The sequence below is a fragment of the Streptomyces sp. NPDC048434 genome, assembly GCF_043200375.1.
GTDB lineage: Bacteria > Actinomycetota > Actinomycetes > Streptomycetales > Streptomycetaceae > Streptomyces.
In genome coordinates this window covers 140,483-165,444 of record NZ_JBICXQ010000022.1, presented here as the reverse complement: position 1 = coordinate 165,444, position 24,962 = coordinate 140,483, and the positions used below count along the sequence as shown (strand labels likewise).

General features: G+C 72.6%; 18 protein-coding genes. 12 read left to right on the top strand and 6 right to left on the bottom strand.

Features of this window, described 5'->3' with window-relative positions:
- Window positions 1-63 precede the first annotated feature (63 nt).
- Both ACGFWI_RS25455 and ACGFWI_RS25450 read left to right on the top strand, forming a co-directional pair.
- Entirely contained in the window at window positions 64-999 is a 936-nt protein-coding gene (locus ACGFWI_RS25455; RefSeq protein WP_393908340.1) for an LCP family protein, read from the top strand.
- Between the two features lie 163 nt (window positions 1,000-1,162).
- Window positions 1,163-2,188, top strand: coding sequence for a cellulose-binding protein (locus tag ACGFWI_RS25450; protein WP_393908328.1), 1,026 nt, complete (start codon window positions 1,163-1,165; stop codon window positions 2,186-2,188).
- A 30-nt stretch (window positions 2,189-2,218) separates the two neighbouring features.
- On the opposite strand, the gene ACGFWI_RS25445 is transcribed toward ACGFWI_RS25450, so the two are convergent.
- A complete protein-coding gene (locus tag ACGFWI_RS25445; protein WP_393908339.1) occupies window positions 2,219-3,721 on the bottom strand; it encodes an MFS transporter in 1,503 nt (500 codons plus the stop codon).
- 499 nt (window positions 3,722-4,220) lie between these two features.
- On the opposite strand from ACGFWI_RS25445, the gene ACGFWI_RS25440 reads away from it, so the two are divergent.
- From ACGFWI_RS25440 to ACGFWI_RS25430, 3 genes are all read left to right on the top strand, one after another.
- Entirely contained in the window at window positions 4,221-4,805 is a 585-nt protein-coding gene (locus ACGFWI_RS25440) for a phospholipase A2 (RefSeq protein ID WP_393908327.1), read from the top strand.
- A 191-nt stretch (window positions 4,806-4,996) separates the two neighbouring features.
- Window positions 4,997-8,542, top strand: a complete 3,546-nt coding sequence (gene mfd / locus ACGFWI_RS25435; RefSeq protein WP_393908326.1) for a transcription-repair coupling factor — start codon at window positions 4,997-4,999, stop codon at window positions 8,540-8,542.
- A 670-nt stretch (window positions 8,543-9,212) separates the two neighbouring features.
- Window positions 9,213-9,563, top strand: a complete 351-nt coding sequence (locus tag ACGFWI_RS25430; RefSeq protein WP_393908325.1) for a helix-turn-helix transcriptional regulator — start codon at window positions 9,213-9,215, stop codon at window positions 9,561-9,563.
- A gap of 165 nt (window positions 9,564-9,728) precedes the next feature.
- On the opposite strand, the gene ACGFWI_RS25425 is transcribed toward ACGFWI_RS25430, so the two are convergent.
- The 4 genes from ACGFWI_RS25425 to ACGFWI_RS25410 all read right to left on the bottom strand — a co-directional run bounded on the left by ACGFWI_RS25425 (window position 9,729) and on the right by ACGFWI_RS25410 (window position 13,801).
- Window positions 9,729-10,445, bottom strand: coding sequence for an MOSC domain-containing protein (locus tag ACGFWI_RS25425; protein WP_393908324.1), 717 nt, complete (start codon window positions 10,443-10,445; stop codon window positions 9,729-9,731).
- 25 nt (window positions 10,446-10,470) lie between these two features.
- Window positions 10,471-11,088, bottom strand: coding sequence for a LysE family translocator (locus ACGFWI_RS25420; RefSeq protein WP_393908323.1), 618 nt, complete (start codon window positions 11,086-11,088; stop codon window positions 10,471-10,473).
- Window positions 11,089-11,199: 111 nt separating this feature from the next.
- On the bottom strand, window positions 11,200-12,735 hold the full coding sequence (locus tag ACGFWI_RS25415) for a DUF2079 domain-containing protein (protein WP_393908322.1): 1,536 nt from the start codon (window positions 12,733-12,735) through the stop codon (window positions 11,200-11,202).
- 274 nt (window positions 12,736-13,009) lie between these two features.
- The gene (locus tag ACGFWI_RS25410) at window positions 13,010-13,801 is read right to left on the bottom strand and encodes a DUF4190 domain-containing protein (protein WP_393908321.1); all 792 of its coding nucleotides are present in this window, start codon (window positions 13,799-13,801) and stop codon (window positions 13,010-13,012) included.
- A gap of 265 nt (window positions 13,802-14,066) precedes the next feature.
- On the opposite strand from ACGFWI_RS25410, the gene ACGFWI_RS25405 reads away from it, so the two are divergent.
- From ACGFWI_RS25405 to ACGFWI_RS25385, 5 genes are all read left to right on the top strand, one after another.
- Window positions 14,067-16,202 carry an N-6 DNA methylase gene (locus tag ACGFWI_RS25405; protein ID WP_393908338.1) on the top strand — a complete coding sequence of 712 codons (2,136 nt, stop codon included), beginning with the start codon at window positions 14,067-14,069 and terminating at the stop codon, window positions 16,200-16,202.
- Window positions 16,203-16,448: 246 nt separating this feature from the next.
- A complete protein-coding gene (locus ACGFWI_RS25400; protein ID WP_393908320.1) occupies window positions 16,449-17,159 on the top strand; it encodes a hypothetical protein in 711 nt (236 codons plus the stop codon).
- The gene (locus ACGFWI_RS25395; RefSeq protein ID WP_393908319.1) at window positions 17,156-18,862 is read left to right on the top strand and encodes a protein kinase; all 1,707 of its coding nucleotides are present in this window, start codon (window positions 17,156-17,158) and stop codon (window positions 18,860-18,862) included. The genes ACGFWI_RS25400 and ACGFWI_RS25395 overlap by 4 nt, the downstream gene beginning before the upstream one ends.
- Window positions 18,863-19,134: 272 nt before the next feature.
- On the top strand, window positions 19,135-19,773 hold the full coding sequence (locus ACGFWI_RS25390) for a SurA N-terminal domain-containing protein (protein WP_393908318.1): 639 nt from the start codon (window positions 19,135-19,137) through the stop codon (window positions 19,771-19,773).
- A 117-nt stretch (window positions 19,774-19,890) separates the two neighbouring features.
- Window positions 19,891-20,907, top strand: a complete 1,017-nt coding sequence (locus tag ACGFWI_RS25385; protein WP_393908317.1) for a nucleoside triphosphate pyrophosphohydrolase — start codon at window positions 19,891-19,893, stop codon at window positions 20,905-20,907.
- A 178-nt stretch (window positions 20,908-21,085) separates the two neighbouring features.
- Here the strand turns inward: ACGFWI_RS25385 and ACGFWI_RS25380 are convergent, their stop codons facing one another.
- A complete protein-coding gene (locus ACGFWI_RS25380) occupies window positions 21,086-22,381 on the bottom strand; it encodes an MFS transporter (protein WP_393908316.1) in 1,296 nt (431 codons plus the stop codon).
- Window positions 22,382-22,524: 143 nt separating this feature from the next.
- Here ACGFWI_RS25380 and ACGFWI_RS25375 point away from each other — a divergent pair, with 143 nt between their 5' ends.
- Both ACGFWI_RS25375 and ACGFWI_RS25370 read left to right on the top strand, forming a co-directional pair.
- A complete protein-coding gene (locus ACGFWI_RS25375) occupies window positions 22,525-23,400 on the top strand; it encodes a LysR family transcriptional regulator (RefSeq protein WP_393908315.1) in 876 nt (291 codons plus the stop codon).
- Window positions 23,401-23,469: 69 nt separating this feature from the next.
- Complete coding sequence (locus ACGFWI_RS25370) at window positions 23,470-24,777, top strand: cytochrome P450 (protein ID WP_393908314.1); 1,308 nt, start codon at window positions 23,470-23,472, stop codon at window positions 24,775-24,777.
- Window positions 24,778-24,962 lie beyond the last annotated feature (185 nt).

Here is a 24,962-nt window from a genome sequence, read left to right as displayed (position 1 = left end):
GCCAGATCGCTGCGCGGTCCGGGCCCGCCCCGGCGCCGGTGGGCATGGCTGGTCTGGCTCCTGGTGACGCTGCTGGTGCTGGTCATCGCGGTGGTCGCGGTCGGGGCGTGGCTGTATGTCTCGGCGGGGCGGCAGCTGCGGCACATGGATGCGCTGGGCGATTACCCGGGGCGGCCGGCCGCGGGCAAGGGCACGAACTGGCTGCTGGTCGGCTCGGACAGCCGTACCGCGCTGACCCCGCAGCAGCGCAAGGATCTGCATGTCGGCAACAACCAGGTGCGCAACACCGACACGATCATGGTGCTGCACTACGGCGATCACGGCCCCTCGCTGGTCAGCCTGCCGCGCGACAGCTATGTCCCGATACCGGGCTACGGCAGCCGGAAGATCAACGAGGCCTATGCGGACGGCGGCCCCCACCTGCTCACCCGAACGGTGGAGCAGGCGACCGGGCTGCGGATCGACCGCTATGCCGAGGTGAACTTCCTGGGGTTCGTGCAGGTTGTGGATGCGCTGGACGGTGTGCGGCTGTGTCTGGACAAGCCGCTGCGGGACGAGAAGTCGGGGGCGGACTTCCCGGCGGGCTGCCGGCGGATGAACGGCACACAGGCGCTGGCGTACGTACGGGCCCGGTATACCGACCCCGACGGTGACCTCGGACGGGTGAAGCGCCAACGGCAATTGCTCGGTGCGGTTGCCGACGAGATGGCTTCCCCGGACGTCTACCTCGATCCCTCCCGGCTGAAGCATGTGCTGGACACCTCGCTGGCGGCGATGACCGTGGACGAGGGCGCGGACATGGCGCGGGTGCTGGATATGGGCTGGTCGATGAAGCAGATCGCCGGGGGCGACGGCACGGCGACGACGGTTCCGGTGATCCGGCCCGGGGTGATGGTGAGCGGTGTCGGGTCGGTGCTGCAGTGGGACGAAACCGGGGCGAGGCGGTTGTTCCAGGCGCTGCGCGCCGATGATCGGATTCCGACTTCTGGCAATAAATAACGCATCCTGGTGGGGGGATTGGGTGGAGTGTCGCGAGGGTGCGACTTCGGCACGATCTCCGGGAAGTGCGCGTAACTGCACAGTGCCGCACGGAAACATGCGAAATGAAGCGGAACGCTGCGGGTCGCGCGACTGCTGTGCGCGGCGGAGAGGGGCTTGAGGGATGAGTGCATCGGTTTCGCCTCACGGGTTCGAGGCCGTACGAGGGCGTGGCTACCGGCCGGAGGATGTGGACCGCCGCCTCACGGGGCTCTCGGTCGACCGCGACTCCTGCTGGGAGCGCGCCGCCCGGCTCACCGTTCTGTCCAAGGAGATGGAGGCCGAACTCGGGGAGCTGCGTGCCTATCTGGCGCAGCAGCCGCCGCAGACGTATGAGTCGCTGGGCAGAGAGGCCCGGCTGATCCTGACGACCGCGGAGTCCGAGGCGGCGCGGCTGCGGGGCGAGGCGGAGCAGGCGGCCGGGCAGACGCGTGGCGCGGCCGCCGCCCATGCGGACGAGGTCCGGGACGCGGCCGAGCGGGCGGCTTACGCCCTGCGGGCCGAGGCGGACACCCGGGCCCGGCGTACGGAGCGGGCGGCGCGCGGTGAGGTCACGGAGCTGGCGGCCGTGGCGGCCGAGGACGCCGAGCGGCTGCGGAGCGAGGCGGCCGAGGGGCTGGCGGAGGTGCACCGGCGCACCGTGCAGCTGCTGCGCGACCAGGAGAAGCGGCAGGCGGAGGAGTGGGACGCGGCCGGGCGGGAACTCGTGGCGCTGGAGGCGGAGACGGACCGGTGCGTCGCGGAGATGGACGCCCGCGGCAAGGCCGTACGCGTCGACGCCCGGCAGCTGTACGCGGAGGCGGAGGAGGCCGCCCGGCACCGTCAGCAGGACGGCGAGGACCGCGCCGCCGGACTGCTGTCCCAGGCACGGGCGGAGGTGGAACGCATCGAGCGGTCCACGGAGCGGATCCTGCGCGAACACGACGCGGAGCGCGAGGAGGTACGCGTCCATATGACCCATGTCCGCAACAGCCTGGCGGTGCTCACCGGGAAGGCGCCGGCGGCGGAGGGGCACGACGAGGACGCCGGGCGGGCGCTGGGCGGCGGACGGGACGCTGCCCTCGGCTTCGGCGCCGCCGGTTCCGGCCCCGAGGGGCAGGACACCCTGGAGGCGCAACTGCCCCGCCGGGGCGGCGGTTCGGGCGCCTGACCTCACCGACCGCCCACGCCGGGACCGGCCCTACGGCCTGCCCGGTTCGCCCTCACCCGTACCGCCGGCGTCCGTGTGCACCGGGAAGTGCCGCGGTGCCAGCAGCAACAGCGCGGCCAGCGCGAGCGCGGCGGCCGCTGCGGCGCCGAGGTAGACGTGGTCGACCGTGGTGTCGACGGCGCGGCGGAGGTAGTCGGTGGCGTGGGCGGTGAGGGCGCCGGGGTGCTGGAGGGTGTGCGAGACCGCGTCGAGGTCGCCGGGCAGGCCGCGGCGGATGTCCGAAGGGGCGTGGGCGAGGCGGTCGTTGAGGGTGGCGTTGGCGAGGGCGCCGAAGAGCGCCGCGCCGAGGGACTGCCCGACCTGGCGGCAGAAGAGTATGGAGGCGGTGGCGGTGCCGCGCTCGGCGTAGCCGACGGAGGACTGGACGCCGATGATCAGCGGGAGTTGGAAGAGGCCGAGGGCCGCGCCGAGCGCCAGCATGATCAGGGCGGGCTGCCAGGCCGCGCCGGGGTAGGGCAGCAGGGGGAAGGCGAGCAGGATCAGACCGGCCGCGCCGATGCCGAGCACGGCGCAGCTGCGGATGCCGAGGCGGTTGTAGACGTGGCTGCTCAAGGCGGCCGAGACCGGCCAGCTCAGGGTCATGACGGAGAGCACGAAGCCGGCGGCCGTCGGGCCCAGGCCCAGTACCGCCTGTGCGTAGGTGGGCAGGAACACGGTCGGCGCGACCATCAGCAGGCCCAGGGCGCCGAGGGCGAGGTTGACGGCGGAGATGGTGCGGCGGCGCCAAACCCAGCCCGGGATGATCGGTTCCGCAGCACGGCGTTCGATGACGACGGTGAGCGTGGCGCACAGCGCGCTGCCGGCGAACAGCAGCAGCGACGGCGCGGAGAGCCAGGCCCAGGCCACACCGCCCTGCACCAGGGCGGTCAGCAGCAGCCCGCCACAGGCGAAGATCGCCAGCGCGCCCGGCCAGTCGACCCGGGGGCGGTGGGCCCGGGGGCCCTCCCCGGCCCGTTCCTGCTCGGAGAAGTACCGCACGATCAGCCAGAGGGCCACCGCCCCCACCGGCAGATTGACCACGAAGATCCACCGCCAGTCGGCGTAGGCGGCGAGCAGCCCGCCCAGCGCGGGTCCGGCGACCGACGAGGTGGCCCAGACGCTGGAGAGCCTGGCCTGGATCTTGGGGCGTTCCTTCATCGGGTAGAGGTCGGCGGCGATGGTCTGGACGGTGCCCTGGAGGGCGCCGCCGCCCAGGCCCTGGACCACGCGGAAGGCGATCAGGGAGGCCATGTTCCAGGCGCCCGCGCAGGCCAGTGAGCCGGCGAGGAAGAGCCCGATGCCGGTGATCAGGATGGGCTTGCGGCCGAAGGTGTCGGAGAGCTTGCCGTAGACGGGCAGGGTGACGGTGACGGCCAGCAGATAGCCGGAGAAGAGCCACGAGAAGACCGCGAAGCCGCCGAGGTCGCCGACGATCTGGGGGATGGCGGTGGCGATGATCGTCGAGTCGAGCGCGGCCAGCGCCATTCCGAGCATGAGGGCGGCGACGACGGGGCGGCGCCGCGGGTCCGGCACCGTCGGGCCCGCCGTCCGCACGGCATCGCGTGCGCTGTGGCCGGCAGGTCGCGCGCTGTGGCTCACCGTTCCCCCTCCGCAGGTCCTTGTACGCTGCACCCTTCCATGCGGGGGCGGAGTGCGAAACCGCACTTCCGGGCCGACGCGACTCAACGGGCTCGGGGACGCGTCGAGTTGGCGTCCGTGACGCGAGGGGTGTCCCAGGTCACAGTGGTGCACGCACGGCGGGGATTCATGTGCATTGAACCCGCTTTGCGCACCAGGTGCATCCGGACATAGTGATCGAGTTGGCTATTAATTCACCATGTCCGTCCTTGCGGAATCTGAGGTTCCTTTGAGGGTATGCACGGGCATTTCCTTTAATTCCCGCTGAAGCACCGCAGGGCCGCGCTATTTTCCCTCCCGAAGCCGATTTCGGACTCGGCTTCCCATGCAGCATGAAATCGGGGAAGGGAAACAAGTGAACAAGATACGGACCTCTTTCGGAGGTGTCGTACTGGCCGGTGTCTTCGCTCTGGGGACGGCGGCACCCGCGCTCGCCGCGGCGCCGGCGGAGGCGGCGGTCAAGACCGGACCGTCCCTCGTGGCGCAGCAGGCCTCCGCGGCGGACGTGACCGGTCCCGCGGTCGGCGGGGCGTACCGGCTGCGGAAGCTCAAGTCGCTGACCAGCAAGGGCCAGGCGTCCCAGCAGGACTGGTACAAGTACCTCGGGCTGTACCGCTCGGGCTCGAACTACTTCCGGTTCAACTGGACCACCAACGGCTGCAACAGCTCGCCGGAGAAGCTGCCGGGCGGCTACGACTTCACCTACTCCTGCTACCGCCACGACTTCGGTTACCGCAACTACAAAACCATTGTGGGGAAGACCGTATGGCGCAGGGATCACAAGAAGCGTATCGATGAGGTATTCCTGCAGGACATGCGCCAGGCCTGCCAGTACAAGCCCTGGGCCGACCCGCTCACCCCGGCGATGCGGAAGAAAATGAAGGCCGCATGTCTCAAGACCGCGAACAAGTACTACGCCGCGGTCAGGGTCGCCGGCTGACCTCCGCCGCTCACGGCTGACGGCGCGCGCCGCAGCCGGGAGCGCGACCCCGGCGCGCGCTGTTCGGCGCGCCGGGGCCGTCCCGGGCTTGCGGCCCGCCCGGGTGACGGGCGGGCGTACGCTTGGCAACCCCGGCCCGTGAGACGTGTCGGGCTGCTGTGTTGTTCGCCTCGCTGGGACGGAACCTTCTGATGAGCCTGACTGGTCTGCTCGACGCCGTCGTACGGGACCCGGCGCTCGCCGAAGCGCTGCAGGCCGCGGCCGACGGGAACCGGCCGCATGTGGATCTGGTGGGACCGCCCGCCGCCCGCCCGCTCGCGGTCGCCGCGCTGGCCCGGGAGTCCGGCCGCCCGGTGCTCGCGGTGACCGCCACCGGCCGGGAGGCGGAGGACCTCGCCGCCGCCCTGCGCAGCCTCATGCCGGCCGGCGAGGACAACTCCGTCGTGGAGTTCCCGTCCTGGGAGACGCTGCCGCACGAGCGGCTCTCGCCGCGCTCGGACACCGTCGGCCGGCGCCTCGCGGTGCTGCGCCGGCTCGCCCACCCGCGCAAGGACGACCCGACGGCAGGCCCCGTCTCCATCGTCGTCGCCCCCATCCGCTCCGTGCTCCAGCCGCAGGTCAAGGGCCTGGGCGACCTGGAGCCTGTCAGTCTGCGCACCGGCCGGACCGCCGATCTCGAAGAGATCGTCGACGCTCTGGCGGCGGCCGCCTACGCACGCGTCGAGCTGGTCGAGAAGCGCGGCGAGTTCGCGGTCCGCGGCGGGATCCTGGACGTCTTCCCGCCGACCGAGGAACATCCGCTGCGGGTGGAGTTCTGGGGCGACGACATCGAGGAGATCCGCTACTTCAAGGTCGCCGACCAGCGGTCCCTGGAGGTCGCCGAGCACGGCCTGTGGGCGCCGCCGTGCCGTGAGCTGCTGCTGACCGACGACGTCCGGGAGCGGGCCGCGGCGCTCGCCGAGCAGCATCCCGAGCTGGGCGAGCTGCTCGGCAAGATCGCCGAGGGGATCGCCGTCGAGGGCATGGAGTCGCTGGCTCCGGTCCTGGTGGACGACATGGAGCTGCTGCTGGACGTGCTGCCCGCCGGGAGCATGACGATGGTGTGCGACCCGGAGCGGGTGCGTACCCGGGCCGCCGACCTGGTGGCGACGAGCCAGGAGTTCCTGCAGGCGTCCTGGGCGGCGACCGCCGGCGGGGGAGTGGCGCCGATCGACGTGGGCGCGGCCTCCCTGTGGGGCCTCGCGGACGTCCGGGACCGGGCGCGCGAGCTGGGGATGATGTGGTGGTCGGTCAGCCCCTTCGCGGCCGATGAGGAGCTGGTGACGGACGGCGACACCCTCAAGCTGGGCATGCACGCCCCCGACACCTACCGCGGTGACACCCAGCGGGCGCTGGCCGACACCAAGCAGTGGCTGGCCGACGGCTGGCGCACCCTGTTCCTCACCGAGGGACACGGCCCGGCGGCCCGCACCGTCGAGGTCCTCGGCGGGGAAGGCATCCCCGCCCGCCTGGACGCCGACCTCGCCGAGATCTCCCCGTCCGTCGTCCATGTCTCCTGCAGCTCCCTCGACAACGGCTTCATCGACCCGGCGCTCCGGCTCGCCGTCCTCACCGAGACCGACCTCTCCGGCCAGAAGGCGGCCGGCAAGGACGCGGCCCGGATGCCGGCCCGCCGCCGCAAGACCATCGACCCGCTGACCCTGCAGGCCGGCGACTTCATCGTGCACGAGCAGCACGGTGTGGGCCGCTACATCGAGATGGTGCAGCGCACGGTCCAGGGCGCCACCCGCGAATACCTCCTCGTCGAGTACGCGCCCGCCAAGCGCGGCCAGCCCGGCGACCGCCTCTACATCCCCACCGACCAGCTGGAGCAGGTCACCAAGTACGTGGGCGGCGAGGCCCCCACCCTGCACCGGCTCGGCGGCGCCGACTGGACCAAGACCAAGGCGCGCGCCAAGAAGGCCGTCAAGGAGATCGCCGCCGACCTCATCAAGCTGTACTCCGCCCGGATGGCGGCGCCCGGCCACACCTTCGGCCCGGACACCCCCTGGCAGCGCGAGCTGGAGGACGCCTTCCCGTACGCGGAGACGCCCGACCAGCTCACCACCATCGCCGAGGTCAAGGAGGACATGGAGAAGTCGGTCCCCATGGACCGCCTGATCTGCGGCGACGTCGGCTACGGCAAGACCGAGATCGCGGTCCGCGCCGCCTTCAAGGCCGTCCAGGACGGCAAGCAGGTGGCGGTCCTCGTCCCGACCACCCTCCTCGTGCAGCAGCACCTGGGCACCTTCAACGAGCGCTACGGCCAGTTCCCGGTCAACGTCCGGGCGCTGTCCCGTTTCCAGACCGACGGCGAGGCCAAGGCCGTCCTCGAAGGGCTGCGCGACGGCACCGTCGACCTCGTCATCGGCACCCACCGCCTGTTCTCCTCCGAGACCAAGTTCAAGGACCTGGGCCTGGTCATCGTCGACGAGGAGCAGCGGTTCGGCGTCGAGCACAAGGAGCAGCTGAAGAAGCTCCGCGCCAACGTCGACGTCCTCACCATGTCCGCCACGCCCATCCCCCGCACCCTGGAGATGGCGGTGACGGGTATCCGCGAGATGTCCACGATCACCACCCCGCCCGAGGAGCGGCACCCGGTCCTCACCTTCGTCGGACCGTACGAGCAGAAGCAGATCGGCGCCGCCATCCGCCGTGAACTCCTGCGCGAGGGCCAGGTCTTCTACATCCACAACCGCGTCGAGTCCATCGACCGCGCCGCCGCCCGGCTCCGCGAGATCGTGCCCGAGGCCCGTATCCGGACCGCCCACGGCCAGATGGGCGAGTCGCAACTGGAGCAGGTCGTCGTCGACTTCTGGGAGAAGAAGTTCGACGTCCTGGTCTCCACCACCATCGTCGAATCCGGCATCGACATCTCCAACGCCAACACCCTGATCGTCGAGCGCGGTGACAACTTCGGCCTCTCCCAGCTCCACCAGCTGCGCGGGCGGGTGGGCCGCGGCCGCGAGCGCGGCTACTCCTACTTCCTCTACCCGCCCGAGAAGCCGCTGACCGAGACCGCCCACGAGCGGCTGGCGACCATCGCCCAGCACACCGAGATGGGCGCGGGCATGTACGTCGCCATGAAGGACCTGGAGATCCGCGGCGCGGGCAACCTCCTCGGCGGCGAGCAGTCCGGCCATATCGCCGGCGTCGGCTTCGATCTCTATGTACGGATGGTGGGCGAGGCGGTCGCCGACTACCGCGCCTCTCTCGAAGGCGGCGTGGAGGAGGAGCCCCCGCTCGAAGTCAAGATCGAGCTCCCCGTGGACGCCCACGTCCCGCACGACTACGCCCCCGGCGAGCGGCTGCGCCTCCAGGCGTACCGCGCCATCGCCTCCGCCTCCTCGGAGGAGGACGTCGCGGCCGTCCGCGAGGAGCTGGTCGACCGCTACGGCAAGCTGCCCGAGCCCGTCGAGAATCTGCTGCTGGTCGCCGGGCTGCGCATGCTGGCCCGCTCCTGCGGCGTCTCGGACATCACCCTGCAGGGCGCCAACATCCGCTTCGGCCCGGTGGAGTTGCGCGAGTCGCAGGAGCTGCGGCTCAAGCGGCTGTACCCCCGTACGGTCCTCAAGCCGGCCACCCGACAGATCCTGGTACCGCGCCCGACCACCGGCAAGATCGGCGGCAAGCCGCTGGTCGGCCGCGAACTGCTGTCGTGGGTCGGGGAGTTCTTGACCACGATCCTCGGCTCGTAGGCGCTCGGCGCGGCCGTTGGGCCCCGGCCGGCGGGCCGTTGGGCTCCGCCGGCGGACCCGGTCGGCAAGCTGCCGCCGCGGTTTCCCGGGGGCGCTGATTGTCAGTGGTCGCGGTGAGAATTGCCGGTATGAAGCGGACGGTTCACACGGAAGCCGAGCGCCGCCCCCCGCGCGGTAGCGGGGGCGGCGCTCCTCGGGTTTCCGTCGATTCTTCCGCTGATGTCCGGCAGTTTCTGAGTATGCGTCACCTTCCTGCACCGTCGGCGAATAATGCCCCGCCAAACCATTCGTCATCGCAGGTCAACTGGTGTGTGCTGAGGTCGTGATGGGGTTTGCGAAGTAGGTACGGGTACTCATGCGGGTCGCTTCGGCGGATGTGACGGTGGTGTCGACGGGGGCTGGGGAAGGCGGACGGGTACGGGCAGGCCGGCGCGGGGCGCCGGGGAGCCGATGCACCGTTCGAGATCCTGCTTCCGGCGCCATGCGGGAGGGAGGAGGTGCTCCTACCGAGGAGGGCCTGGGTGTGACGGCACTCAGGCGTTCGGCAGCGGCAGCGGCAGTGGGTTGGGGCCGGTACCCGGACCGGGGGACCGTGCCGGACCACTGACGCGCAATCAGGGCCCGATCTGGCGGTGTTCCACCTTGCCGGGCCCGGACCAGGGGGAAAACAATGAAGACGTCTTTGCGTGCACGGGACGGTATGCCCTGTCCGTACCAGGGGTCGGACGACGGCCCGCTCGAAGGCCCGGTGGATCTCAGCCAGTTGACCGAGCGGGAGAAGCAGGTGCTCCTGCTCCTGGGCGGCGGGCCGACCAACGGCCAACTGTCCCGGCGGCTGAAGATCTCCGAGCGGACGGTCAAGGCACATATCTCGCGCATCCTGATCAAGATAGGCAAGAGCTCCCGGCTGCAGGCCGCCATGGTCTCCGTACTCCACCACCATCAGTTGTGCCCGTCACCGAGCTGCCGGTGGAGCCTTGCGGCCGACTCGTCATCCCATGACGCGGCGTCTGCTGCGTGACACATCAGCGGCCTGACGGATCCGCGGCTTGATGGATCCGCTGTCCGACGGATCCGCTGTCTGCCGGGAACTCCCGGCATCCGGCATCCGGCATGAGGCTGGGCCCGCCGCGCACCACGCGCACCACGCGCAGCGGGCCCAGCGGCGCGTGCCGGGGAGGGTGCTTCAGGCCAGTTCGACGGTGTCCCCGAGTCGTACACGTCCCGGCTGTGCGACCGTGGCCAGGGCGTCCAGCCGCATGTCGTGTGCCTGGGCAATGACTCGCAGAATCAGCGCGGAGTGCGGCAGGTCCTGCTGGGCCTCGTTGGTCATCACACATCGCTCGCTGGAGCGCTCGAACCGGAGGCACAGGGCGCCGCCGATCCGGGCGGTGCTGCCGAACCACTTGTCCTCCACGAACGGAGGGGTGCCCGGCGGTGTCCGCACCAGCAGGTTCGGCCGGAACCGGCGCTCGTCGACCGGCACGCCGGGAACGGCCGCGCGGACCCAGTCGACGGTGGCGGTGGTCAAGACGCTGAGGGGGAGCTGGTCGAAGTGCGAGACCGCGCCCTCGCGGGCCACTTCGACGTCGTTCCGGTCCAGGTAGTGCCGCATATAGGAGGTCGGGTCCGCTACCGGCTCGCCGTCCGGCGTCAGCAGCTCGGGCGCCTCCGTGGCCGCTCCCCCGGGGTATCGGGACTGCAGTTGCAACAGTCCCGGCATGCGCCGGAACCGGCGCGTGTTCTTGCCCGAGCCGAACTTGCCCTCGGCGTCCCGCACCGCGTAGAGCCGGTCGCCGACGAGGCCCCGGGCATCCACGGCGGCCTCGTCCAACAGCTCACCGCCGGTGGACTTGATGGGGTACCGCCAGATCCGCTCGATCGTGCCGAGCACCGTGCCCATGTCCGTCCCTTCCGCGAGTTGGTGGTCAGTTGGCTTCCGCGGCCACCCGCACCCCGAAGCCGATGAGCACCCCACCCGTCACGCGGTCCAGCAGACGCCGGACGCGCGGCCGTTCGAAGAACGAGCGCGCCCTGGAGACGAGGTAGGCATAAGCCCCGAGCCAGGTCAGGGTCAGCATCGCGTGCAGCAGAACCAGCAGGCCCATGCCGGCCGCCGTGGGCAGTCCGTGCGGGGTCAGGGTCGGCAGCAGACCGGTGTAGAAGACGGCGATCTTCGGGTTGAGGACGTTGGTGGTCAGGCCCGTCAGGTAGGCGCGCCCCGGGCCGGTGGCCGTCAACGCGGCGGTCCGCGGCGCGGAGCGGCGGCTCTGCCAGAGGGCCTGCAGACCGAGGAGGACCAGGTACGCGGCGCCCAGGATCTTGACGACGAAGTACGCCTGCGCCGAGGCCGCGAGGATCGCCGCAAGGCCGACGACGGTGAACACGCCCCACACGAGGAGCCCGGTGGTGATTCCGGCAGCGGTGCGCAGGGCCTCCGCCCTGCCGGAGGCGATCGCGCGCTTGGTGACCACGGCCATGTCCGGCCCGGGTACCACGGTCAACAGGGCGAGCACTCCGGCCGCCACGGCTGTCTGCGTCCACATACGGCCAGTCTGCTGCGAAAGATCACACCTGGGAAGTGACCACGGTCACGGTCGAACGCACCCTCGGCGGTACGGCACTTCGGGCCGGGAGCCCGGACGGACCGCAGGTGGTCAGTGGGCGGAGGTCCGGTGAAGTACGACGAGGTCCGCGGCGCCGCCGAGGACGACGTAGGTGGACTTGGGGTGGCGGGCGGTGGCGTCCGCCAGCGCCTGCCGCGGGGTGTGGTTGTCGCGTAGCTGCACGGCGACGTAGTCGGGCGACAGACCGTCGGTGTCGCCGGTCCAGTAGACCCGGGTGCGGCTGGTGAGGCGGCTCAGCGGCCGGATGTCGGACTCGACGCTCGCACCGTCGGGTATGCGGTCGAGCAACTGCTCGGCGGCGGTGACGTCCGGCGGTATGCGGTACGTGGCGGCCTCGGTGAGGCGGGCCAGCGGAAGCGTGGTCGTCAGCGCGAGGGCCACGGCCACCACGGCGGCCGGCAGATGGTGGGCGTACGAGCGCAGCCAAGGGCGGGCGGAGACCCGGGCCCGGGGCAGGGCGTCGATCAGGGCGAGGAAGACCACCGGCATCAGGACGGCGTTGTAGTGCCAGTCGATGCCCCAGTAGTGGGGCTCGTGGGACAGAAAACGCCAGCCCAGAGTGGGCAGCGCGACCAGCAGAAGAGGGGAACGCAGCGCGAGCAGGCCGGTGGTGGGCAGCAGGACCCAGAGGGTGGTGCGCACGGCTGTGTCGAGCGGGATGGTGAGGCCGCCGCCGTCGGCGCCGAACTTGCTCCAGTAGTCGTACGAGCCGGAGCCGTTGAAACCCGGTATGAGCACGCCGAGGGTGACGGCGGTGGCGGTGATGCCGAAGGCGACCAGGCCGATGGCCAGCGGACTGGCCCGCCGGGTGCGTATCAGGGCGAGCGCACCGATGACGGCCGCGGTCACCCCGAGGTCCTCCTTGACCAGCACCAGGGGCGCGGCCCAGCACACCACCGCCGTCCACCGTCCGCGCAGGACCGCTTCGAGGGCGAAGGCGATCAGCGGCAGCGCAAAGGCGATCTCGTGGAAGTCGAAGTCGACGGCCTTCTGCACACCCCAGGACGTGCCGTAGGCGATGCCGAGGGCCAGGCCCGGGACACGGCCCAGCGAACGGGCGGCGGCGCGGGTGACCGGTATCGCGGACAGCGCGAAGAGCGCGGCCTGCGCGATCAGCAGGGTCAGGGGGGAGGGGAACAGCCGGTAGAAGGGGGCGAGCACGATCAGTACGGGACTGAAGTGGTCGCCGAGGATGTTGGTGCCGGGGCCCTTGAGGTCGACGATCGGGGCCCGGAAGTGGGCGTAGCCCCGTATGGCCTGCTCGAAGATGCCCAGGTCCCAGGAGGACGTGGACAGCGTGCAAAAGCGCAGGACGGACAGCAGCGCGAAGGCGACGAAGAAGAACCCCGCCGTCCAGTAGGGGTCGAGGCGGGGGACGCGCAGTGGAGCCGTCCGGTCGCGCAAGCGGCGGGCGCCGCGCCGCAGGCGCCCGGGGCCGCTGGGCGGTGCGCCGTTGGTGGCGGTCCCGGGGCCGGCCGGGTCGGCGGCCCGGGGCGGTGGCACGGTGCCGCCGGCTTCCCCCGGACTCCGTCCGGCGGCACCGGCCGTCGCTGCGGCCGTCTCCATGCGGGTCCTCACTCTCAACTGCCGAAAAGATACGCGAAACTTCCAGCCGGTCGGTCCGGTGGCCGCTGCGTCGCGGGTGGCCGGGACGGCAGTGGTACGGCAGTGATTCAGACGTCGCTGCGGGGCCGTCCGTTCCCCGGGGCGGGACGGCCGTGGGGGGGGGGGGCGGGGGGGGGGGCGGGGCGGGGCGGGGGGGGGGGGGGGCCGCGCCCCGGGGCGGGGGGGGCGGGGGGGCGGGGCCGGGGGCTGTGGAGCGAGGAGGGGAGCCGCAGGCTCAGAGGGCCAGCTTCCAGTGCACGGAGTCGAGCAGGAGGTCCGGCGTGACCTCGACGTCGAGCTCCTTGGCGGTCGGCGGCGCGTCGAAGACCATCTCCACGTCGGCGGTGGCGCCGGGGTTGATCGAGTCGCCGAAGTCGTGGTGGAGGATGCCGTGCTTGTCGTCGTCGACCTCCTCGGCCTTCTTGCCGTTGACCCGGGCCTTGGTCTGGACGAGCGGCTTGTCGAACACCTTGCTGCCGGCGTTCTTGATCGTGACGGTGAGCTTGTACGCCTTGTTGCCGTCGGTGTGGCCGCTCACGACGGTGTTCGGGTCGACGGTGTACGGGCTCGGCTTCGAGACGGTCACCTCGACGCCGTTGTTGTACTTCGCCGTGGAGCCCGGGGTGAGCTCCTTGGCGCTCTCGCCCGAGCCGTTCTTCGGCTGGCCGGAGCTCTCTTCCACCTGCTTGTGCACCTCGTCGACGGCCTTGTTGACCGCCACCACGGTGACGATGACGCCGACGACCGACAGGATGAGCGCGACCGCGCCCAGGATCGTGCCGGTCACCGCCACGCCCTTGTTCGTGGCCTGGCCCTTCTTGGCGCGGCTGAGGCCCACCAGGCCGAAGATCAGGGCGAGGATGCCGAGCGGTCCGGCCAGCCAGAACAGGATCATCGGGATGCCGCTGAGCGCGCCGATGATGCCGAGGATCAGGGCGGCGACGCCGAGGCCGTTGCGGGCCGCCTGGGGGGCGTGAGCGCCGGTGGGCCCCTGCGGGGCGGGCTGGTAGTGCATCTGCTGAGACATGCGAAGGGGCCCCTTCCGGGCACTCGGATCGATTTCCGCCGAAGCGATGGGTCAATAACAACAGAGCCTGTGAACCGAGTCAACATGAGTGGATGAACTTGGAGAGTTCACGATGTGAAGGGGGGTATTGATCGTGCGTGGGTATGCTTGTCGACACAGTGGTCGGGGGTTCACGGAGGTCGGGGGTCACCGGATGGGAGTCAGCCAGGTGCCGGACAGTGCATCGCCGGACAATGCGACGGACACCAGGGCGACGGAGGCGGCGGTGGGGAGCCGCCCGACCGAGGTGACCGCCGCCGGTATCGCCCGGCTCGCCGGCGTCGGCCGCGCCGCGGTCAGCAACTGGCGGCGCCGGCACGCGGACTTCCCCAAGCCGGTCGGCGGCACCGAGACCAGCCCCGCCTTCGCCCTCGGCGACATCGAGCAATGGCTGCGCGACCAGGGAAAACTCGCCGAGGTGCCGCTGCGCGAGCGGGTCTGGCAGCAGCTGGTAGGGCACCCGGCGGGCGCCCCGGCCGCGCTGCGGCAGGCCGGCGCCGTGCTGCTGCTGGTCAGCGAACGGCCCTCGGCCTGGCGGCAGTTGCGCGCCGCCGCCGACGACGCCGAGCTGACCGGCGTACTGCCCGCGATCCTCGACTCCGTCCTTGCCGCCCGGCTCGGCCCCGAGCACCCCGTACGCGGGCTGACCCGTGAGGCCCTCGCTCCGTCCGCCGCACTGGTACGGGCCGCCGGCGACCTCGCAGCCCAGGACGGCGCCCCCGAGGCGTACGCGTTCCTGCTCGGCCGCCACCTGGACGCCAACCCCCGGCAGTACACCCTGACCCCGCCGGCGCCGGCTGCGCTGATGGCCGAACTGGCCGCCCTGGCCGACCCGTTGCACACCGTCCTCGACCCGGCCTGCGGCGCCGGCGCCCTGCTGGCCGCCGCCCAGGAGCGGGCCGGGCAGGACGCCACGGACCCTTCCGGCGCCGCCGTCACCCTGCACGCCCAGGAGGCCGACCCCGACCTCGCCGCGTTCACCGCGCTCCGCCTCGCCCTGGGCGCCCCCGACGCCCAGGTCCGGGTACGCGCCGCCGACACCCTGCGCGCCGACGCCTTCCCGGAGCTCGCCGCCGACGCCGTCCTGGTCCACCCGCCGTTCAACGAACGCAACTGGGGCCACGACGAACTGGCCTACGACCCCCGCTGGGAGTACGGCTTCCCGGCCCGTACGGAGTCCGAACTGGCCTGGGTCCAGCACGCGCTGGCCCGGCTCCGCGAAGGCGGCACCGCCGTCCTCCTGATGCCGCCCGCCGCCGCCTCCCGCCGCTCCGGCCGCCGGATCCGCGCCGACCTGCTGCGCCGCGGCGCGCTGCGCGCCGTCATCGCGCTGCCGGCCGGCGCCGCCCCGCCCAACGGCATCCCGCTGCACCTGTGGGTGCTGCGCAAGCCCGGCGGCGGTCCGCCGCCCACCCCGCACCTCCTCGTCGTCGACACCGCCGACCTCGCCGTCGGTGCTGTCACCGGCGCGGCCACGGGCCGCGACAAGCCCGACTGGGGGACCGTCCGCGCCACCGCCCTCGACGCCTGGCGGGCCTTCGACCGCGACGGCGGCATCGAGGAAGTGCCCGGTGTACGGCGGTCACTGGCCGCCATCGACCTCCTCGACGACGATGTCGACCTCGCCCCGGCCCGGCACCTCCCGCCGCCCGCAGCGGCCGGCGGTCCCGCCGAACTCGTCCGGGTGCGCGACCGGCTGACCGCCACCCTCGCCCGCACCACCGAACTCACCCCGCGGCCCACGGCCGGCGACACCCTCCCGGACCTCGCCGCCGCCTCCCGCTGGCCGCTGACCACCGTCGGCGAACTCGCCCGGGCCGGCGCCCTGGTACTGCGCGCCGGCGGCGCCGGAACGCGAGAGGTCGGGGGAGGGCCCGCGGTCCTCACCGACCATGACGTCATCGGCGGCGGCGCCCCCTCCGGCACCCTCCCCGAAGCGCCCGCCTCCGGGCCCGCCGAGGAACCGGTCCTGGTCCGCGCGGGCGATGTCGTCGTCCCGGTCCTCGGCGGCGGTGCCATCGCCCGGGTCGTCGACGAGGCCACCGCCGGTGCCGCCCTCGGCCGCAACCTCACCCTGCTGCGGCCCGACCCGGCCGCCGTCGATCCCTGGTTCCTCGCCGGCTTCCTGCGCGGCACCGCCAACAACCGGCAGGCCAGCAGCTACGCCTCCACCGCCACCCGGCTCGACGTCCGCCGCCTCCAGCTGCCCCGGCTGCCGCTCGCCGAGCAGCGCCGCTACGGGCAGCGGTTCGGTGAACTGGCCGCCTTCGAAGAGGCCTTGCGGCTGGCGTCCCGGCTCGGCGAACAACTGGTGCGGGGTCTGTACGACGGGCTCACGGACGGCTCGGTGGCCCCGGACTGAGCGGACCGATCGGGCTGACGGGACCGACCGGGTCCACCGGACCGACCGGGCTGGAAGGGGCGGCGGCGTACGGGAGCCGGCACATCGGGCCGGTCATTCCGTACAACCCCGCACGCGCGGTCGGCGTCGTATATACGCTCGCAGGCACGCCCGCGCAGCCGCGCCCGCCCGCGCGAGGGGGCGGTGCCACCCCACCGGCCGCTACGGCACGCCCCGCCCGCCACGAACGATCCGTCAGGAGCAGCAATGCACGGCCCCGTCCCCGCCCACCCGCCGCACCGCCCCCCGGCGCAGGGGACGATCATCCTGCTGCGGGTGCTCTTCGTGGCCGGCACCGTTCTCAGCCTGGGCTTCCTGGCCTGGGCCGCGCTGCTGCGGGCCGCGATCGTGCAGCGCAAGCCGCTGGGGTGGTGGCTCTTCGCCGGCGATCTGGCCCTGGTCATCGGCACGAGCCTGTGGTCGGAGGGCTACCCCGAGACCGACTGGCGCACGGATGTCGCGGTGGCGGTGCTGTTGTTGCAGTTGGCGGGCACCGTGGCGTACTACCTCTTCGTCGACATCGGCGCGGTACGGGCGGCCGGGCAGCCGAACGGACCACTGCCCGCTCCGGTGCCCGGCCCGGGGTTCGGGCCCGCCTACGGGTCCGCCCCGGCGTCCGGTCCGGGTGCCGCACCGCACTCCTACGGCCCGCCGCAGCCGCCCGCGCGGCTCCCGCTGTACGCCCAGGAGACCCACCCGTCCGGGCCGCAGGACCCCACCCCCTACGGTTCGCCGGAACCTAACCCGTACGCCGTGACCGAGACCCGGCTGCCCCCGCAGCCGGCGCCGGGCCAACCCGCCCCGGCGCCGTACCGGCCCACCCCGCCCCAGGAGCGGCCGCAGCCGCAGCGCATCGACCGGGTGCGGGCCGAGCTCGATGAGCTCAGTGACTACCTCCGCAAGGAGGAGGGGCGGTGAACGGCCGGGTCATCGGTGAGCGTTATGCACTCTCCGCGCTGCTGGGCCAGGGCGGTATGGGCCAGGTCTGGATCGGCTACGACCGCCGTCTGGACCGCCGGGTCGGCGTCAAGCTGCTGCGCCCCGACCGGGTGGCGGGCACCCCGGACGGCGAGGAGATGCGCCGCCGCTTCGTTCGCGAATGCCGGGTCACCGCGCAGGTCGACCACCCCGGGCTGGTCACCGTCCACGACGCCGGCAGCGACGACGAGGACCTGTATCTGGTGATGCAGTACGTCGAGGGCGCCGACCTCTCCGACCACCTGGCCGAGCACGATCCCTACCCGTGGCCCTGGGCCGTCAGCGTCGCCGCCCAGCTGTGCGCCGTGCTGGCCTCCGTGCACGCGGTGCCGATCGTGCACCGCGACCTCAAGCCCCGCAATGTCATGATCCGGCCGGACGGCTCCGTGGTCGTCCTCGACCTCGGTATCGCCTCCGCGCTGGACACCGACACCACCCGCCTCACGCACACCGGCTCCCCCATCGGCAGCCCGGCCTACATGGCGCCCGAGCAGGCGATGGGCGGCACCGTCGGCCCGCACACCGACCTCTACGCCCTCGGAATCCTGCTGCACGAACTCCTCAGCGGCGAGGTCCCGTTCGCCGGCTCGACGGCCCTGGGCGTGCTCCACCGCCATCTGCACGAGGAACCGGTCCCGGTGCGCCGACTGCGCCCCGACGTCCCCGAGGCCCTCGAAGCGCTGGTCCTCCACCTGCTGCACAAGGACCCGCAGGCCCGCCCCGCCGACGCCCAGGAGGTCTACCAGGCGCTGGCCCCGCTGCTGCCCGCCGCCACCACGGGGCCGCAGGCCGCACAGTCCCCGCCCGTCCCGCTCGCCCCGATGGACCCCACCCGCCCCTTCCGGCAGCCGCAGGCCCCCTGGCCGGTGCGCTCCCAAGGGGCCCCGGCGCCGGCCCCGACTCCCACCGCGCTGTCCACGCCGCTCGTTCCGGAGGCCGCACTCCGTCCGGGTGCCGTCCCCGCGGCCACCGGGCCCGGCCGCCCGGCCGCCGACCCCCGCGCCTCCGCCGTCCCCGCGGCCCGCACCTCCCGGCCCGGTGCCTGGACCTCCGCCGCCGACCCGCGCACCTCCGCCTCCGGCGGCCCGGACGTCGCGGCCGCCGTCGACGAGGTCAAGAACCTGCTCGACCAGGGCCGGATCACCCACGCCGTGGACATCCTCGGCGGCATCCTGCCGGCCGCCGCCGAGCGGCACGGAGCGAACTCCCCGGTCGTCCGCACCCTGCGCAAGCAGTACGCCGCCACCCTCATGGACGACGGCCAGTACCGCCGCGCGCTGCCCGAACTCCGGCTGCTGGCCGAGGAGTTCGCGAAGGAGTCCGGCGCGGGAGCGACCCGCCAGTCGCTCCAGTTCCACTACGAGGCCGCCCAGTGCCTGGAACAGCTCGGCGAGGTCGGACAAGCCCTCGACGAGTACCGCGCGCTGCTCCCGTACTTCGAGCACTACGCCGACGACCCCGCCCGCCCGCTCGAAATCCGCCGCTCCATAGGCCACTTGCTCCTCGCCCAGGGCGAACGCGGCGCCGCCCAGGAATCTCTCTCCCGGCTCCTCTACGACGCCGAACGCCTGCACGGCCCGCACCACCCCTTCCCGGAGGAACTGCGCCGCACCCTGTACTGGCTGGGGCAGGTCCAGGCCTGAGAGGGGCGGGGCCTTGGAGCCGGGAGTGGCCGGTGAAGGACTCCGGGGCGCCGACATCCGCGCAGACGCGGACGGAACGGAACGCCGCAGGAGACGCACGGTGAGCGGGGCATCACCGCGGGTTGGCCGGGGCCGCCGAGCAGTCCGTCCGCATGCGGAGAAACCGACCCCGCCCCAGATCGTTGGCCGAAGCAGTGGCCTGGGCCACGCCGACTCCATAGCATCGATCCACCAAGGTCGAGACTCCGTCGCACGATCTGCCGGGAGGCCATGTGTTCCGCCGTAGGACAGCGCTCTCCGTATCCGCCACCGCCGCTCTGCTGGCGGGGGCCCCGTTGCTCGCGGCCTGCGGCAGCGACGCCCACCCCGGGGCCGCGGCCATCGTGGACGGGAAGCGGATCACCGTCTCCCAGCTGCAGGCGAAGGTGAAGGATGTCCGCGCCGCCCAGGCCAAGTCCCCGCAGGGCGGCCAGCTCATCATGAACACCGGCCGGCTGAGCCTGGCCACCCTCAACGGCATGATCTTCGACGAGGTGCTGGCCCGCGGCGCGAAGGACGCCGGGGTGACGGTCAGCCGCCGCGATGTCCAGCGCTGGCGGGCCCAGGCCGAGAAGCAGTCCGGCGGCGGCGAGCGGCTGAAGGCGATGTGGCTCCAGCAGGGCGTCGCCCCCGACGAGATCGATGCCATGGTCCGCAACCAGCTGCTGCTCGACGGCGTCGCCCGGCACCTCGGTGCGGACCGCGGCAAGCCGCAGGGTCAGCAGAAGCTCGCCCAGGCGCTGGCCAAGACCTCCCGGTCCATGGGGATCGACGTCAATCCGCGGTTCGGCAAGTGGGACGACCACCAGGTCATCCTCGGCGAGACCAAGGACCCGTGGATCACCAGCGAGCCCGCGAGGCAGCAGGCCTGAGCGGGCGGTCTGTACGGGGCGGTCCGTAAGGAGGCGTCCCCGGCGGGGAGCAGGGGGCGTCCGGGCCCTCACCCACCGGCGCCGGGCGTTGTCGGTGCGGTGCGTTACGTTCGAGGCGTGAACGCTGACGCCTCTGCCGCCGACACCGGCGCCGAAGCCCGCCCCGAGGGCACCGGCACCGGACGCCTGGTCCTGCTCACCACCAGCCACCGGGTCGCCCCCGGACTCCTGTCCTGGCCCGCCTGGCAGATCCTGCGCGGGGCGGACCGAGTGCTGTGCGCCGACCCGGACCACCCCCAGCTGCCCTATCTGCGGGAGGCCGGCATCGAGGTGGAGACGGCCGCCCCCGCCGCCCGCGAGCTGGTCGACCACTGCGTGCCGGGGAACCGTACGGCCGTCGTCCTGACCTCGGCGGACGGCGAGAGCGCGCTGACCGACGGCCTGGCCAGGCTGGCCGGCTCCGGCCGCGAGACCATGCCGGACCTGGAGCTGCTGCCCGGCTCCTACGACCTGCCCGGCGCCCGGCTGCTCGACCTCGTCCAGGTCATGGACCAGATCCGCGCCGCCTGCCCCTGGAGCAGCATCCGTACGCACCGCGACCTCGCCAAGTACGGCATCGAGGAGGCGTACGAGCTGGTCGAGGCCATCGAGGAGGGCGACCGCGAGGCGCTCCGCGAGGAGTTGGGCGATGTCCTCCTCCAGGTCGTCTTCCACGCCCGGATCGCCCAGGACGACCCCGACGAGCCGTTCTCCCTCGACGATGTCGCGGGCGGAATCGTCGAGAAGCTGATCCACCGCCATCCCCATGTCTTCGGGGAGGAGGACGCGACGACCCCGGAGGACGTCAAGGCGCACTGGCTGCGGACGAAGGCGGAGGAGAAGCAGCGCGATTCGGTGACCGAGGGCATACCGCTGGCCCAGCCCGGACTGGCGCTGGCGGCGAAGCTCTCCTCCCGCGTCCGCACGGCGGGGCTCGATGTCGCGCCCCCGGCCGGACAGGGCATCGGATACGAGCTGCTGGCACTGGCGATGCGGGCCGAGGCGGACGGCATCGACCCGGAGGCGGCGCTGCGGGCGGCGGCGCGGGCCTACCGGGATGCGGTGGTGGCTGCCGAGGGCGGTGCCGGTTCCTGACACCTTCGGCACGGCGGCAGCGCGGCGGCGACACTGCGGCGGCGCGTAGGCCGGCGTGACGGTGCTCCGGCCTGCGTCACCCGCTCCGGCGTGATCCCGGGGCTGCCGGGGAACGCGCCTTGCTGCCGGAGCGCCCTCGGGCGCTTGGACGCGGGGCGCAGGACGCGGCGCCGAACCGTCAAGGAGCGACGGAGCTCGCCGTCCCGGCGACGGCCACCGGCTCCTGCTGCCCGCGGACGCCTGCCGCAGGACGGCGCCGCAGCCGGTCGGCGAGCCAGAGCCCCACGACCGCCACCGCCAGCGCGGCACCCAGCGCACACACCCCGCCCCAGCCCCCGATGCCCCACACCACCGACGTCAGCGCCGACCCCGCCGCCCCGCCCACGAAGTAGCTGGTCATATACGCCGAGTTGAGGCGGTTGCGGGCCTCGGGGCGGACCGCGTAGACCAGGTTCTGATTGCTGATGTGGACCGCCTGCGCGCACAGGTCCAGCACGATCACCCCGGCCAGCAGCGCCGCCAGCGACCAGCCGCCACCCGCCCCGCCGGCCGCGAGCAGGCCCCAGGACCCCAGCAGCAGGAACGCCGCGGCGCCGGTGACCCGGTGCGCCAGACCCCGGTCAGCCAGCCGCCCGGCCACCGAGGCGGACAGCGAACCGGCCGCGCCCACCAGCCCCAGCAGCCCGATGGCCGACTCCTGCCAGCCGTAGGCCGGCCCGGACATCAAGAACGCCAGCGCCGTCCACAGCACGCTGAAGCCCGCGAAGGTCAGCGCGCCCAGCGCGCCCCGCCACCGCAGCACCGGCTCCTGGGCGAACAGCGCAAGCGTGGAGCGCAGCAGCGCGGGATAGCGCAGCCCGGCGGTGGTGCGCAGCGCGGGCAGCCGGAGCCGCAGCAACAGCGCCATCAGCAGCATCAGCCCCGCATTCACCCAGTACACGGTGCGCCAGCCGCCGAGTTCGGCCAGGAGCCCGGCGGCCGTACGGGCCAGCAGGATGCCCAGCAGCAGTCCGGTCATGACGGTGCCGACGGTCCGGCCGCGTTCTGCGGGCGCCGCCAGGGTCGCCGCGTACGGCACCACGACCTGGGCGGCGACCGAGGTCAGGCCGGTCAGCGCGGTGCCGGTCAGCAGCAGGGCGGCGTTCGGCGCGCTCGCGGTGACGGTGAGGAAGGCCGCGGTCGCCAGGGTCAGGGTGACGGCCAGCCGGCGTCGCTCCAGCAGATCGCCGAGCGGGACGAGCAGCAGCAGGCCGAGCCCGTAGCCGACCTGGGCGACGGTGACGACCAGTGCGGCGGTGGACGGGGAGAGGTGCAGATCGCGGCCGATGACGTCCAGCAGAGGCTGGGCGAAGTAGTTGCCGGCGACGGACAGTCCGGCGGCGACCGACATCAGCAGCAGCGTGCCGCGCCCCGGGCCCGGCCGCCGTTCCGCCGGGCCCCCGGTGGCCGGCTCCGCTCCGCGCTCGGTCTCCATGCATGCCTCCCCTTCACCGCCCACGGCCACCGTGGCGGCGGGCGTCCCCCCCCAGCCTGGGCCGGTCCGATCGATGAGTCCAACACATCATTGTCATCGCATCCATCGCGAATTATGATCAATGCTGGCTAGGATCGGTGGGCATGGAGCTCCAGCAGATGCGCTATGTGGTCGCGGTCGCCGAGACCGGTGGGTTCACCCGGGCCGCCGAGCGCTGTCATGTGGTGCAGTCCGCGCTCAGCCATCAGATCGCCCGGCTGGAGAAGGAGCTCGGTGCCCGGCTCTTCGACCGGACCAGCCGCAGTGTCCGGCTGACCGTCGCCGGTGAGGCCTTCGTTCCGGTCGCCCGGCAGGCGCTGGAGGCGGCCGAGCGGGCCCGCGCCGAGGTGGCGGCGGCGACCGGCGTGGTGCGCGGCCGGCTCGCGGTCGGCGCGATCTCCACCGTCGCGGCCGTGGACCTGGCCCGTGAGCTGGGCGCCTTCCGGACGCGCTGCCCCCAGGTGCGGATCAGTCTGCAGACCGAGATGAGCGACCAGCTCATCGAGCAGGTGCGGCAGGGCGTACTGGATGTCGCGTTCGTCGGGCTGGCGCCCGGCGCCCGTACCGTCGGCGTACGGGAGAAGGAGCTGGCGCGCGGTGAGCTGGTCGCCGTGGTGCCGCCGGGGCATCCGCTGGCGGGGCGGGAGTGGACCACACTGTCGCGGGTGGCGCGGGAGACGTTTGTCGACTTCACGGCGGGGTCCGCGGCCCGCCGGCAGCGCGATGAGGCGTTCCGCGCGGCGGGGCTGACCTCGCAGGTGGCGTTCGAGGTGACCACCGTCGAGTTCCTGGCGAAGCTGGTGCGGACGGGCCTGGGCGTCGGAATGGTGCCGGAGGCCATCGCCTCCGAGCTGGCCGGGCTGCACATCGTGCGGGTGCGACCGGCGCCCGAGCGCACCGAGCGGGTGGTGTGGAGTGGTCTCGGCCCGTCGCCGGCGGCCGTGGCGTTCCTGACGGGGCTGGGGGTGGATCCGGCGTAACGCAGGCGCCCGCCGGGCCCCGCCGGTGCGCGGGCGCGCCCGGGTGCGCCCACCGGTTACGGTCGGAAGGTGCACGACAACCCCCACGCCACCTCCGCCGACGCCCCCGCGGGCTGCCCCGCCGCCGCGCCCGCCCCCGCGCTGTTCACCTGGGAGTTCGCCGCCGACCCTTACCCCGCGTACGCCTGGCTGCGGGAACATGCGCCGGTGCACCGGACGGAGCTGCCCAGCGGCGTCGAGGCCTGGCTGGTGACCCGCTACACCGAGGCACGGCAGGCGCTCGCCGACGGCCGGCTGTCCAAGAACCCGGTGCACCACAGCGAGGCCGCGCACGGCAAGGGCAAGGTCGGCATCCCCGGTGAGCGCAGCGCGAACCTGATGACGCATCTGCTCAACATCGACCCCCCGGACCACACCCGGCTGCGCCGGCTGGTCTCGAAGGCCTTCACCCCGCGCCGGGTCGCCGCCTTCGCCCCGCGCGTCCAGGAGCTGACCGACCACCTCATCGACGGCTTCGCGGAGCGCGGCGAGGCCGATCTGATCCATGAGTTCGCCTTCCCGCTGCCCATCTACGCGATCTGCGATCTGCTGGGGGTGCCGCGCGAGGACCAGGACGACTTCCGTGACTGGGCGGGCATGATGATCCGGCACGGCGGGGGGCCGCGCGGCGGTGTCGCCCGGTCCGTGAAGAAGATGCGCGGCTATCTCGCCGAGCTGATCCACCGCAAGCGCGAGTCCCTGGGCGACACCGCGGAGGCGGACGAGGACCTGATCTCCGGTCTGATCCGGGCCTCGGACCACGGCGAGCACCTCACCGAGAACGAGGCCGCCGCGATGGCCTTCATCCTGCTCTTCGCCGGTTTCGAGACCACCGTCAACCTCATCGGCAACGGCATCTATGCGCTGCTGCGCCACCCCGCCCAGCGCGAGCTGCTGCAGAAATCGATGGCGGCGGGCGACACCGAGCTGCTCACCACCGGCCTCGAGGAACTGCTCCGTTACGACGGCCCCGTGGAGCTGGCGACCTGGCGGTTCGCGACGCAGGAGCTGACGCTGGGCGGGCAGCGGATCGCGAAGGGCGACCCGGTCCTGGTGGTGCTGGCCGCCGCCGACCGCGACCCGGCACGCTTCGGCGAGCCGGATGTCCTCGATCTGACCCGTCGTGACAACCAGCACCTGGGATACGGGCACGGCATCCACTACTGCCTGGGTGCGCCGCTCGCCCGGCTCGAAGGACAGACCGCTCTGGCGACACTGCTGACCCGGCTCCCGGACATCCGACTTGCCGCGGAACCGGACGATTTGCGCTGGCGCGGCGGGCTCATCATGCGCGGACTGCGGTCGCTGCCCGTGGAGTTCCCGCCCGAACGGCCCTGACCAGCAACAAGGTCAAAAGTGACAGAGAGTCAGCCGTGTGACCTTTACGTGATCTGCACTACACCGACTTGTGACTACCCGTGACCCCGGCTACCTTTCGACCGACGATCGACGGGCTTCACTCGATCGGCCGAAGCGGTGATGTGGGGGACCGGTGTAACGGTGTGCCTCGTGCGCGTCGGCCG